Source organism: Vibrio nitrifigilis (assembly GCF_015686695.1).
GTDB classification, from domain to species: Bacteria; Pseudomonadota; Gammaproteobacteria; order Enterobacterales; family Vibrionaceae; genus Vibrio; species Vibrio nitrifigilis.
This window is the reverse complement of sequence record NZ_JADPMR010000004.1, coordinates 1,450,900-1,464,544: the sequence shown is the minus strand read 5'-3', so window position 1 is coordinate 1,464,544 and position 13,645 is coordinate 1,450,900. Positions and strand designations below refer to the sequence as shown.

Annotated in this window: 6 protein-coding genes; all 6 read left to right on the top strand. The window is 42.5% G+C overall.

Annotated elements, in window-relative coordinates; all coding sequences use genetic code 11:
- Window positions 1-15 precede the first annotated feature (15 nt).
- The 6 genes from tssM to I1A42_RS22880 all read left to right on the top strand — a co-directional run bounded on the left by tssM (window position 16) and on the right by I1A42_RS22880 (window position 13,640).
- Window positions 16-3,558, top strand: coding sequence for a type VI secretion system membrane subunit TssM (gene tssM / locus I1A42_RS22905; protein ID WP_456243424.1), 3,543 nt, complete (start codon window positions 16-18; stop codon window positions 3,556-3,558).
- A 67-nt stretch (window positions 3,559-3,625) separates the two neighbouring features.
- A complete protein-coding gene (locus tag I1A42_RS22900; RefSeq protein WP_161154397.1) occupies window positions 3,626-4,921 on the top strand; it encodes a type VI secretion system ImpA family N-terminal domain-containing protein in 1,296 nt (431 codons plus the stop codon).
- Between the two features lie 241 nt (window positions 4,922-5,162).
- On the top strand, window positions 5,163-7,238 hold the full coding sequence (locus I1A42_RS22895) for a type VI secretion system Vgr family protein (protein WP_196125250.1): 2,076 nt from the start codon (window positions 5,163-5,165) through the stop codon (window positions 7,236-7,238).
- Window positions 7,226-7,951 carry a DUF4123 domain-containing protein gene (locus I1A42_RS22890; RefSeq protein ID WP_196125247.1) on the top strand — a complete coding sequence of 242 codons (726 nt, stop codon included), beginning with the start codon at window positions 7,226-7,228 and terminating at the stop codon, window positions 7,949-7,951. Before I1A42_RS22895 ends, I1A42_RS22890 begins: the two co-directional genes overlap by 13 nt.
- Window positions 7,951-12,933, top strand: a complete 4,983-nt coding sequence (locus I1A42_RS22885) for an RHS repeat-associated core domain-containing protein (RefSeq protein ID WP_196125245.1) — start codon at window positions 7,951-7,953, stop codon at window positions 12,931-12,933. Before I1A42_RS22890 ends, I1A42_RS22885 begins: the two co-directional genes overlap by 1 nt.
- Window positions 12,933-13,640, top strand: coding sequence for a hypothetical protein (locus tag I1A42_RS22880; protein WP_196125244.1), 708 nt, complete (start codon window positions 12,933-12,935; stop codon window positions 13,638-13,640). The genes I1A42_RS22885 and I1A42_RS22880 overlap by 1 nt, the downstream gene beginning before the upstream one ends.
- Window positions 13,641-13,645: the final 5 nt, after the last annotated feature.

Here is a 13,645-nt window from a genome sequence, read left to right as displayed (position 1 = left end):
CGAAGGACACAATCCATGTGGAAAGTTATTGTCGGGATAGTGAAAAAGCTTAAACCAGGAATGGTTTCTGCGCTTCCTATTTTACTATTCACTGCATTCATTCTATTGAATGTAGCGATTTGGTGGGCAGGCCCATGGCTTAATATTTATGATGTTAAGCCATTAGAATCTATAACAGCTCGTGCGGTAGCCAGTGCGCTATTTACATTAGGCTGTTTTGGTCTTTGGGGGCTTTGGCAGGCACGTAAACTGAGATCATTCCAAGTTCAGCAGCAACGTGAAGAACAGTTGCGTGAAGATCCGATTAAAGTTTATGAGGAGCGCCAGGAAGCAGAACTCAACCAAGTTATGGTTGATATGAAACAGAACATGAACAAACGCAATTATCTCTATGCGTTGCCATGGTATCTGGTTATGGGGTTGGAAAATGCAGGTAAAACAAGCCTGATTAACCGCTCAGGCCAGAACTTTGTGTTCTCTTCAGTTCGTCGAGCTTCTGGTAAGAAAAGTGCAAACCCTTATTCTTTCGACTGGTGGATTGGTGACGAGTCCGTATTGATCGATCCTGACGGTGAGTTACTGACTCAAGGCAGCCGTGAAATGGACAACGACGGTGAAATGGAACGTCGTTTATGGCAACACTTTGTTCAATGGCTCGATCGTAACCGCAGTCGTCGTCCGCTCAATGGTATTGTGTTGACCCTTGATGTATCTCATCTAGCGGCTGCAACTGCGTCGGAGCGTAAGGCATATGCAAGTTTACTCCGTGCGCGTTTGCGTGAACTGATGGAAACCTTGTCAACCCGTTTACCTGTCTATATTGCTCTGACAAAACTTGATTTGTTGTATGGTTTTGAACCTTTCTTCAAGCATTACTCCAAAGCAGAACGTGAAGATGTTTTAGGTTTTACATTCTCGCTCGATTCAATTGAAAACCTTGATCATTGGTTAGAAGAGTTTTCTCGTGATTATTCTGAGTTTGTCTCTCGCATTAACACATTGTTGCCAGAAGCTGTCTCGGAAACGATGCCTTTAGATGAACGTAACGCGATTTATAGCTTTACTCGTCAAATGGCGGGGCTGAAAGATATTCTGGCGCAGTTCTTTGAAGATGCATTAGCCAGTGACCAATTCTCTACATCAGCATTAGTTCGTGGGGCTTACTTTACTTCTGTGTATCAGCAAGGCGTACCGACAAACGCGTTCGATGATGCCGCATCACGTCGTTATGGCCTGTCTCATGCGGTTAACCGTGCACAGCATGCGAAAAACTCAACGGTTTACTTTACGCAAAAGCTGTTTAACAAGATTATTTATCCAGAAGCCGGTTTGGCGTCGGATAACTTTCGTGTGACGCGTCAAAAACGTCGTATCATGGGGTTATCACTCCTTTCCTGTTCGATTGCCTCTGTTCTATTAATTGGCACATGGCAGCGTTACTACGAAGCTAATATCGAACATGCCGATGCAGTATTGGCGAAGGTAAACCAGTATAAAAAAGAGTTTCCTTCTAATTTACAAATGGCATCTCAACGTGAAGTGTTAGAACCTCTGAACAAGATTCGCCAAGCGACACTGGAATTTGGTTTCTTCCGTGATAAGCCGCGCTTTATTTCTGATTTTGGTCTTTACCAAGGTCACACTATTGGTCCACGTGTTGAAGCAACCTATCTGAACTTGTTAGAAACTCGCTTCTTACCATTGCTGATGTCTGATGTTATCGTTGATCTGAAAAATGCGAAAACAGATGAGGAAAAACTCGCTGTTCTACGTGTTTACCGCATGATGACAGACAAAAGTGGTCGCTATAAAGACTATGTGATGGATTACTTTGCTCGTCATTGGCAGCAAGATTTTTCTGGTGAAAGTAAAGTTCAAAACGAACTACTGCAACACTTAGATTACGCAATGCTGCACACGGATTTGACTTCAGATCGTAAACACGGCGATGTAATGGCGGATAAAGTGATGAAGCCATACGATCAAACCATCGCTAAAGTGCAAGACCAACTTGGCTCAATGCCTAATGAGCAGCGTGTTTATCGTAACTTAAAACTGAATGCTCAATCTGTATTAGGTCCTGCAATCAATTTACGTAGCCTGATTGGCCCAGTGTTTGATGTGGTCTTTGAAGAGCGCGTTATGAACAGTGGTAACCTATATATTCCACAAATGCTGACTAAACATGGCTTTGAAGATTACTTTATGCCTCAGTCAGAGTCGGTTTCTGAATTGGCACTGATTGATAGCTGGGTACTGGGACAAACCAAGTCGGCTAACTTCAGCGAAGCCGATAAAAAGGCTCTACGTAGCCGGATTCGCCAGCTATATGTATCTGATTACAATAATACTTGGCGTAATGCATTGAATGAAATTGATGTAAAATACTTCAAAGACATTAACGATGCGGTCACTGTGTTAGAAAACATCACTGGCAACGTTGAACCGCTACAACGTCTATTGCGTACTTTAGATACCAATACCGAGATGTACGCTGCTGTGGATGACGATGATGCGAAGAAAGAATTGATCAAGTCATCGAAATACAAAGTCGCATCGATGATTGAAGCTCCGTTCTCTGAACTCAACGACATGCTAAAACCAATGGGGGATAAGCCAGCTTATTTCCAAGAAGTTCTCGCATCGATTGAAGAACTGCAAAATTATCTGAAATCGATTCAAGATGCACCGGATGTTGGTACAGCAGCGCTGGATGCAACTAAAGCTCGTCTCAAACTGGTGAATGCCGATCCTATCTATACGTTGAAACGTATTGCATCGGGGCTACCAAAACCACTAGATGCGATGATGACTAAGCTGGCAAATGAAAGCTGGTATGTTGTGAAACAAGCTGCGATTAAACACTTAGAAATTCGCTGGCATGAAGATGTATATAAAACGTTTGAAGAGAAACTAGCCAATCGTTATCCGTTTAATCCAGATTCATCAAAAGATGTCTCTTTGGAAGATTTTGAATCTTTCTTCGCGCCAAATGGTACGTTAGATAGCTTCTATAACAATCAGCTGAAGATGTTTATTGATGAGAATATAAGTGTTGGTGACAACGGTGCTGATCACTCTATCGTTCGTAAAGAAGTGCTGGATGAAATCAAACAAGCACAGCGTATTTGCCGCGCGTTCTTTAACCGTAAAGGTGTATTGGATGTCAGCTTCTCTGTTGAGCCGTTGCGCTTAACTGGCAATAAACGTCGCAGTGTATTGAATGTCGATGGTCAGTATCTGTCATACAGTCATGGACCACGTGAAAATGTGGAGTTGATTTGGCCTAATACGCTACGTGATTCAGCGGTATCTAAAGTGACGTTGGTACCAACCAAAACGAACGTCTCTCCACGTAGTATCAGTATTCAGGGTCCATGGGCATTCTTCCGCCTTCTTGACCACGGTGATGTCGTTTCTGCTAGCCCTACATCAGTGGATTACAAATTCCATGTTGATGGTGGCGATATGATTTACCGACTGAACTCTGAAGCGGATGCAAATCCATTTACTGAACGCTTATTCAAATCGTTCAAGCTGTCCGAAACACTGTACTAAAACAATAACATTCCATTATAAGGAGCGAGGTAACTCGCTCCTCTTTTCAGATTAGAGCGGAATACGTATGTCGAATGCAATTTTCCTGGATGGTCAATATTATCAATTAACCAATGACTCCAATGCGATTCGGGAATTAGAAAACTATCAAATTATTCGTGATGAGGTAAATCGCCGATTCAACCCTTTAGCTGGCGGTACTGATTGGGAAAAGGTCTTTGCATGTTGTGAACGTTTAGCAAAAGCGCCAGGCATGGATTTTCTGATCACTGGTTATTACGCGGTGGCCAGTTTAAAAGTCCATGGCCTGGCGGGGTTTGCGAATGGGTTAGAGCTTCTTAGCTATAGTCTGAGTAACCTTTCTGAGCCTGATACTAAAACCGCAAAAATGCGCAAAGAAGTGCTTGATTGGGTCAATGGCAAGGTTGTTCAAGAACTGAAATCTCTGAAGCCCACTTATGAAGCATTACGTGAACTTTATCGTGCAGAAAGTCATTGCGAACGCTTACATCAATTACTTGAAGCGCAGCAGCCAGACCATTTAGTCGATTTTGAAGGGGTGGGTTTTGCCCTTTTTGAGCATATTGATCGTATCGAAACGCAATACCACACGTTGATGAAACGTCAGCACAAAGAAGAAGCTCAGCAGGTTCCTTCTGTGCCTAAAGCTCGTCACTGGTTATGGTGTGGCGTCATGTTTTTGATCGGCTTGGCAGTATGTGCGTTTGGTCAATGGGCTTATGGACATTATGCGTGGTTTCATAAAGATGACTATGCTCAATATCGCGCGACCCCTCTTATTCAGACTGAAGCTGCTCTCTCACAGTATCAAAATCAGGTATCGAAAAGTCAGCTCGCTCGCTGGGAGGATGATTTTATTGCTCTCTACAGCGGTGCCGCAACAAACAACATGCAGCAATCTGTTGAGAAAACTAAACTCGATGCTCTTAGCCAAATAACAACATTGCGAACGTTATATCCAGAATCAGCAAAGGTTCAACAGGTAGATAAAGCGTTTTCAGCGGCGCAGACAAAAGCATTAGAACAGACCGAATATTTCATTGAACGTTTTCGCGATATTCGCACCAAGATGGCGAATATCTCCCTGTTAGCTCAGAAACAGCGCTGGTCTGCATTGCAGCGTAATGCCAAATCGTTGGAAGATTTTGCTGTTAGCTTATCCCCGGTTTATGGACGCGTAGACTATGTGCAAACCTTGATTAAGCAAGGCGATTTAGTTGAAGCGAAAAAAGAATTTAACGTACTGAAAAAGCGTTTAAATAATTTGAGCTGGCAAATAGCTCAGCTCGATAACCAATTACAAAAACAAATCACCGCTCTTGAAAAGACGGGCAATAAATAGCGATGTGAAGCAGAAACTTGCTCATTTTAGGCAGATTGTTGCCTTAATTGTGAGTTTGTAAATGTAATGCATTGATACTTAGATATATTTAGTTGGCATTGAGTTTGCTGCAATTTGTGTTAGTTCGGATGTTGGGCTGTGGCATCGGTGTCCATTAGGCATTCATCATAAAAACACAAAACGCTGCAAATTCAATCGCAGGGTCAATCCCACGTAGAATGGGTAGAAAGGAATTGGCAGGATGGCTACGTTAGGCTTTAAATTAGAAGTAGAAGGGTTAGAGGAAAACGCGCTTGTTGTGCGCAGTTTTGATGGCCAAGAGAGCCTCTCTGACGATGTATTTCATGGTGAGGCTTGCTATGGGTTTCGTTATTACTTAAACCTAGCGAGTCGCCAATCAGATTTTACGCCAGAGCAGTTAGTTGATAAAACGGCAGAGCTGACGTTTTATCGCAATGGTGAATTAGTTCAGCGCGTTAATGGCGTCGTGCGTAGCTTCACTCAAGGCGATATTGGCCATAACTATACTTTCTATTCTCTCACGCTCGTTCCTGCTTTAGAGCGCTTATCTTTGCGCCAAAATAGCCGTATTTTCCAATTGAAAACTGTGCCTGAAATTATCTCGGTTTTACTCCAAGAGATGGGCATTGATGATTATGCCTTTTCAGTAAAGCGCACCTGCGCACAGCGGGAATTTTGTGTTCAATACCGTGAGACAGATTTAGCGTTTCTTCAACGCCTCGCGGCAGAAGAAGGCTTGGTATATAGCTTTATTCATGAAGAAGGTAAGCACACTGTTCTCTTTACGGATTCAACAGCAAGCTTGCCCAAACTTGGTGGAGAAATCGCTTATAACTCGATTTCTGGTGGTGTGGTTGATACGCCTTATGTATCTAGCTTGATCGCTAAAACAGAAATGGAAGTCAGTAGTACTGCTCTGCAAGACTACAGTTTCAAAAAACCAACCAATACCTTTGCACAAAGTGCTCAGGGTACGGATATGGACTATCAACAAGCGATTTATGAGCACTTTGACTCTCCAGGACGTTTCAAAGACGATACTAACGGCCAAGCTTTTAACCAAATTCGCTTAGAATATTTGCGCCGCAATGCGCGTACGTTGGATGGCAAAAGCAACCAACCCAAACTTCGTGCCGGTTACCAATTTACCTTGGCAGAACATCTCAATGATACGATGAATACTGACTATCTTGTGGTTCGTATTCGCCATCAAGGAGAGCAATCACAGGCGCTTGAAGAAGAAGCCGGTAGTGGTTCAACGCGTTATGCGAACCAGTTTAAATTGGTGCCATCAACAGTAAATTGGCAAGCGAAACCGCAGCCTAAACCTCAAGTCGATGGTCCGATGATGGCCATGGTAGTTGGTCCTGAAGATGAAGAAATTTTCTGTGATAAATATGGACGCGTAAAAATACATTTCCCATGGGATCGATACTCGAACGCGGATGACCAAAGCTCTTGCTGGGTACGTGTTTCTCACGGTTGGGCTGGTAGTCAATACGGTATGGTGGCGATTCCTCGTATTGGACACGAAGTGATCGTATCGTTTTTAAATGGCGATCCTGATCAGCCGATCATTACAGGTCGCACCTATCACGAAACCAATATTCCGCCGTATACCTTGCCTGATAATAAAACCAAAACGGTGATTCGCACGCAAACTCACCAAGGTGATACCAACGGATATAACGAACTGAGTTTTGAAGATCAGGCCGACAGTGAAAAAATTTATATGCATGCGCAGAAAGACTTTGAAGCGCAGGTAAATAACGATCACACCGATGTGATTCATAACGATAAACATCTCACCGTTGATAACGATAGTTTCACCAAAATTGGTAAAAATAAACATCTTACAGTTAAGGGAGAGAGCCGCACTAAAGTCACTAAAAACATGAGTGAAGAAGTCGGCACATCTAATATTGCTTCATCCGATCAATACAAAATTGGCACCTTAATGGCAGTGCAAGCGGGTAAGACTATTTCAATCTCTTCAGGTGCTAAGTTAGTGGTTGAAGCTGGGTCAGAAATCACCCTGACTAATGGCAGTAACTTCGTCAAAGTCGATGCGAGTGGCGTAACGATCCAAGGTTCTGTTGTGAACTTAAACGCCGGCGGTAGTGCTAGCGCAGCAACGGCTTATGGTGGTTCAACGGCTGTGTTACCTGGCAAAGTGGATGCGCCACCTACCGATCCAAAAGCGATATTGACCCCTGCTCAGGTTGCGACCATGAAATCGGCTGCGCCTTTCTGTGAAGAATGTGAAAAATGTAAGGAAGGGGCATGCTCAGCGTAATTAAAGAACATGCAGACCTAAATTGGTTTGTTGTGCTCAACACTACTAGTGATGAGCCCATTCTCAAAACATTCTATGAACATGGCGGCGAAGATGTACAAGGGTTATGGCTAGGAACCCCTTACTCTGATTGGCGTGAAGTGATGCCCCGTATAGCACCTATTACTCCAGAGCACCCATTTTTAGCGTGGGCTAATAGTGAGGATGCCGCCAAAGACTGGGGCATGGTTGTTGGTTCTGAACTGGAATTCAGCGCGGTAAGAAATCACTTACAAAGCTTAACGCAAGTGTGGATGCCAAACGTTGAACATGTGTTCTTTCGTTTTTACGATCCACGCTTTGGCATTAAAACCGCTGATTTATGTGACGACGTAGAACGCGCCAAATTAATGGGACCAATGACTATCTGGGCATCCACAACAAGCTCAGTGGTTAACCCAACCCCAAAAGACATCAATAAAAAAGAATTTCCGTGGTGGAATGTGCCGGAGAGTGTGATTGCTGGTTTAGCAGAAGATCCTTCAGTGCTTATCACTAATTTACTAAACGGCTTAAATGACTACAGTCAGGCTCTATTTGAAGAGTATCTAGAACCGGTATTACATAAAAAAGCAGAACGGTTTTTGAAACGTAATCCTCAATTTGAAGGGCAATATTTAAAACACTTCATTGAATTAATCGAAACAGAACAACGTCGGCTAGGAAATCTGTAATGAGTGAACAACAAGAATTTTATGATTACATTGATAAACAGATAAAAGGCATTCCAGATCTTCTGCCCAAATACCGTGAAATGACCAAAAAATGGTATTTGAAAATGGCTGATGAAGCGACAGAAACCATGGATTTACCATCCCTGTTTTCTATGGATAAAAAGCTTAGCATTGGTGGTAAAACTAAGGTTGTCGGTAAAGATGATGATAATGTTTCGACTTCCGTAACTTGTCCTTTAAGCGGTGAATTACAAGTGACTACCGCTTATGAATCTATATATGCTGTTCCAATTGGTTCTGTTCCGGTCACTCTAAAAGCTGACGACGGCAGTTTTACGAAAACCATAACACTGGATGCGAAAGGTCAGGCCACTTTTACAAATCTGACACCAGGTAAGAAATACAACGTTGTTATCAACCATGAGCCATCTAAAAGTGAGCTCGATGCATTGTTTTCGCACTATGATGCGTTAGGTAATGACTTGGTATCATGGCTTGATAAAAAATGGGTAGGTTTTAAACCACAATGGGAGAAAGAGTTTAGTCGATCTACAACCGATGATGTAATTTCACTTATCGGCAAATTTGCTGAAGGTATCTGGGATGGCTTAGTCGAATTCTGGAAAGGTATTGGCGATATCTACGATCTAATAAAAGATCCCGTTGCTGCTTTGAAAGGAATGGAAGAAGGTGCTGCTGATATTATCGCATCGATAAAAAATGCGGCAGATAGTGCACCAGCAACACTAGAAAAATTGATGTTGTTTGCTTCAGACGAAGCTGCGATGTTTTTATTTATTAACGCTATCATCACCTACATCTCAATGGCTCCAATGATGCCATTTTTCGAGGAATTAGCAGAGTTGGGTGGTAAAGCAATTGTTAACTTCTTATTAGGTTTATTGGGTGGTGTTATTGTCTCTTTTATTGCCACTCCTGCGTTAGGCGTCGCTTATGCTGCCTTCAAGATTGTCAAAAATATATCTGCAACAGCATGGAATGCACTTAAACCGTTTATTAATATTTTTGATGAATTATTAACTTATGCCAAAAAGCTTGTTGAGAATGCTGGCCCCAAGTATAAAAAAATAGCTGTAAATAAAGGCGGTACTCAAGAGTACCATAACGGTAATATTCATATTAAGGCTAGTAATAAAATCAATTCCGAAATGGACGATACAAAGGCAACTAATGTTGTGCATGATGAGAGTAGCGCTCCCAAGACGGAAAACGATAAGCCAACCCAAAAAAAAGAAGAAACTAAACTAGATAAAGATCCTATATCAATGGCGACAGGGGAAGAGCTACTTTCCGTTGTAGATGGCGAGTTGATCGGGCTTTTGCCATTTTCATGGGAGCGCTTGTACCGCACCAGTGCCGTAGAGCATAACTTAGGTATAGGCTTTGGTTGGACTCACCCCTTAGCGCATTCACTGCGTGTGGATGGCGATGAATTAGTATGGAAAGACAGTGAAAGTAAGTTAACCCGTTTTCCTAAGCCGACGAAACAGCTACCTGCTGTGACCAATATTGTCGCAGGCTCAGCCATCTTCCTCGACAGCGATGACAACATCGTTGTTATTGCTGATAGTAAACAGTATGTGTTTGAACTCGATGGTGATAGCGGGCGACTAATTACTATCCGCGATAAATATAACCATCAACTGCGTATTCGTTACGATAAACACCAGCGTCCAGTGGAAGTTGGTGGTGATACTAATGTTAAGTATGTTCTCACCTATACCGATGCCTCCCTTATTCAACAAGTAGATCTTTATGCTTGTCAGGCCAATACCACTGAGTGGCGATTAGCGCAAACACAAGTTCGTTACTCATATAACGAGCATCAGCAATTGATTGCAGCGATGAACGCCAATGGTGAAGTAGAAAAATACACTTATGATGAACTGCATGTTATTCAATCTCGAGAATTAGCGGGTGGCGCCACTTTCTATTGGGATTGGGAAGGCGTGGGTAAAGATGTACGAGCCATTCGCCAATACAGTAACTTGGCAAATGTCGATACCAAGTACGAATGGGATGATGCGTCTAATACCGTTACCTTAACCAATAGTAATGGCACTCAACAAGTTTATCAGCACGATAACAATGCGCGCTTAGTCAGAGAATTGGATGCTTCTGGCGGTGAATATCTTAAAGAGTATGATGAAAAAGGTCGATTAACGGCCGAAATTGACGCCTTAGGTAATAAAACGGAATTTGCGTACAACAAGAAAGGCGAAATGATCGCCAAAGTCGATCCGAATGGATTGGTAACTGAATTTAGCTACCATAAAAGTTTGTTGACTGAAGTCGTGCAGGACAAAGCGAAGTGGCGTTATCGCCATGATGATTTCGGTAATGTTACCGAAAAAGTTAACCCGCTCGGGCATACCACGTGTTATCGTTACAACGAACACGGCTTAATCGACAAAATCACTTACGCTGATGGCAGCGTTCATAAATTGGTGTGGAACCTGAATGGACACCTCATTGAGGAACTGACGCCTCAAGGTGAAACCATTCGCTATCGCTACGATGTGATGGGCCGTTTGCGCTATCGTCAGGATTCGATGGGCGTGAGTGAAATGCACTATGACCCTGTTGGACGACTGCTTAAACACGTGTTGCCGGGTGGCCATGTTCGGACCTATCAATATAACGCGTATAGTAAGGTCACTCAGCAGACCGATGAGCAAGGGCGCAAGACTGAGTTTGAATACGCTTGGCCAAACCACCAAGTAACCCGTCGAGTGAATCCGGATGGTTCATCAATTCGCTATGCGTACAATAACCGCTTCAATTTCCTGAGCGAGATTGTCAATGAACGAGGCGAACATTACCACATAGAGTACGCGCCAACAGGACACGTAAGCCGAGAAGTCACTTTTGACGGTCGTGAGTTTCGTTACGAATACGATGCGCACACCCAGCTTATCGCTAAAATTGAAGTGGGTAGTGAAGGCACTGAACTCATCACCCAGTATCAATATGATGCATTGGGTAATGTGGTGCTTAAAACGTTGCCCGATGAAAGTGAAGTGCATTACAGCTACGACGACCATGGTCGCTTAACACAAGTAGATGATGGCCAATGGCCCCTCGCTTACCGTTATAACTTACTCGGGCAGTTGGAAGCGGAGCATCAAGGGTGGGCAAGCCAAGGCTATCGCTACAATCCGATGGGGCAATTAAGTGCGATGTTACTGCCTGATGGTCAGGTGGTGGAGTACCAATTTGCAAAAGGGCAAGTGCAGCAGGTTAACCTCAATGGCGAAAAGCTCACTACGCACCATTACAAAGCCAACGGATTAGAGACCAGTCGCCAACAAGGGAGCTTAAATAGCCAATTTTTGTATGACGATATGGGGCGTTTGCTTGAGCACACATCGCATCAACAAGCGCAGTTGAAACTGCGTCGTCGATATGAATATAGCCAAGCAGGTAACCTTACAAAGATAGAAGATGCCCAACGGGGTCAAACGGAGTATGAATATGATCCGCTTGATCGCTTAACGTCGGTTCGTGGGGTGATCAACGAAACGTTTATGCACGATCCGGCTGGTAACTTGCTGTTGGATCGTAAAGCCAACGTTGAAGGCAACAAATTACTGTTCCAAGGTGACAAACATTATCAATATGATGAGTTTGGGAATCTTGTTCGTGAAAGCCGTGGCTATGGCGGTAAGTTAGTAACGGATTATGAGTACGATGCTCAGCATCGACTAATTAAAGTCACAAAACCTGATGGCACAGTTGCGACCTATCAATACGATGCATTTGGTCGCCGTATCGAAAAATCGGTCACGGATAAAATCGGTCAGAACAAGACTACTGAGTTTTTATGGCAAGGTAATAAACTGCTTGCTGAATCGTCACAAGAAAGCTATCAAACTTATCTCTACGAATATGGTTCTTTCCGCCCTCTTGCACTGATAACCGGTGAAGGAGCACAACAGGCTCAAGCTTACTTCTATCACTTAGACCAAGTGGGAACGCCACTTGAGATCACTGACGTAGAAGGGGAGATTGCTTGGGCGGTGGATTACCAAGCCTATGGTAACGTGGCCCGTGAACGCGTGAGAGTAGTAAACAGCCCACTTCGTTTCCAAGGGCAGTATTTTGATGAAGAAACAGGGTTGCATTACAACCGCCACCGCTATTATAGTCCTGAAACAGGGCGTTTCATCACGGTAGACCCAATTGGTCTGGCGGGTGGTTTAAATAACTATCAGTACGTGAAAAACCCGACGGGATGGGTGGATCCGCTGGGGCTACAGCAGATTCCTGGGAATTCTCCGGAAGATGATCTCCCTGCTTCGGAACTTAAAAATCCATCAAGATTTGATTTTGAGGTAAATAGTCAGGGTATTCCCGTTGCATATCTTGATGAGGTATCTAATGCTATGGGGATTAGTAGAGAAGCTCTTGAGGCTAAATACACGGCTTTGGGGAACACGGGTGCAGATTATAACAAACTGATAAGAGAATATGTTGATTCAAATCCTTATGGAGTTAACTTAAAAGAAGCTCATGTTATCATGGGGTATACAACGAACTTTTTCCAAAAGGCGTTAAATCAACGAATATTTAGTGGAGACATCTTATCTAAGGGAGAGACATCTTTAATTAATTCTATCAATTCTGCATTGGATAAACTTCCGTCAACTAAAGGAACTTTTTACCGAGGATTAGGAGATGTGCCAGATTGGTTTGATGAGAAGTATTCAACATTAGGAAAGGTTCATGAAACACACTTCTCATCGGTTAGTAAAGAGTTAAGTTCTAACTATCCTTCAAACAAGGTGATGGTTTTCGAATCGGATGAAGTTAAAGATATTTCAGCGTTAGCCATGGATACGAATTTTGCTGAGTATATTGGTCAGACGCCTACAGAATCAGAGTTTATAATCCCTGCTAACTCAAGATTTTTAGTTACAAAAAATACAGGTAAATATATCTATTTGAGGTCAGTAAAATAATGGTTGAGCTAAAAAGAGGAATTTCGTTGTCGGTAGATAATATCTCTAACGATATTTTTGAGTCGGAACCGGGATCATATGTGTTGGAAACAATCATCGTAGATGATGGGAAACTTTTATTAGTAAAAGAAATTATTCCCAAAGGATTGAGTTATACTTTTTTTGATTTATCGAGTGGACTTAAAATAGATATAAGTGACCGGGTTAAATCCGAGAATGGAATGGAGTTAAAAAAAATATTTCCAAATGGTTTAACAGCAGTAATGAAAATAACTGTGGACCAAGTATCGGGTGCCGAGATTGTAACTGATAGTATTTTTGATGGCGATGCTGTCGTATATCAATGTGAAAGGGAAAGATATCCAGAGATAACATTTGATGAGTTCTATCATCAATATTTAGTTGAGACCAGCGCTCAAATTAAAGAGAAAGAATCTTATGAGCAATTCATAAATAAGTTTTCTAAAGCCTCTGTAGATGAGCAGGTGAAGCTTTTAAAAACTGAGTTTAGAAATAAATGGCGAAGTAATTGTGAATTAGGTTTTGAACATCCAGAGTATTTTTTAACTAAAGATATGTATAATTCGTTGAAAAAAACACCATCTTTTTTCGATGCTTTAAAACGAGTATTAATTGCGGAAGAAGTCTTTATTGGTGAAAATGCGGATAAACTATATAAAAATATTTTAAACCATTATGAAAGCTAAAGGTA

What these genes read in the sequence shown, in the direction of transcription:
- I1A42_RS22900 (WP_161154397.1), top strand. Translation starts at nt 3,626, where the DNA reads ATGTCGAATGCAATTTTCCTGGATGGTCAATATTATCAATTAACCAAT.
- I1A42_RS22885 (WP_196125245.1), top strand. Translation starts at nt 7,951, where the DNA reads ATGAGTGAACAACAAGAATTTTATGATTACATTGATAAACAGATAAAA.
- I1A42_RS22880 (WP_196125244.1), top strand. Translation starts at nt 12,933, where the DNA reads ATGGTTGAGCTAAAAAGAGGAATTTCGTTGTCGGTAGATAATATCTCT.
- I1A42_RS22895 (WP_196125250.1), top strand. Translation starts at nt 5,163, where the DNA reads ATGGCTACGTTAGGCTTTAAATTAGAAGTAGAAGGGTTAGAGGAAAAC.
- I1A42_RS22890 (WP_196125247.1), top strand. Translation starts at nt 7,226, where the DNA reads ATGCTCAGCGTAATTAAAGAACATGCAGACCTAAATTGGTTTGTTGTG.
- tssM (WP_456243424.1), top strand. Translation starts at nt 16, where the DNA reads ATGTGGAAAGTTATTGTCGGGATAGTGAAAAAGCTTAAACCAGGAATG.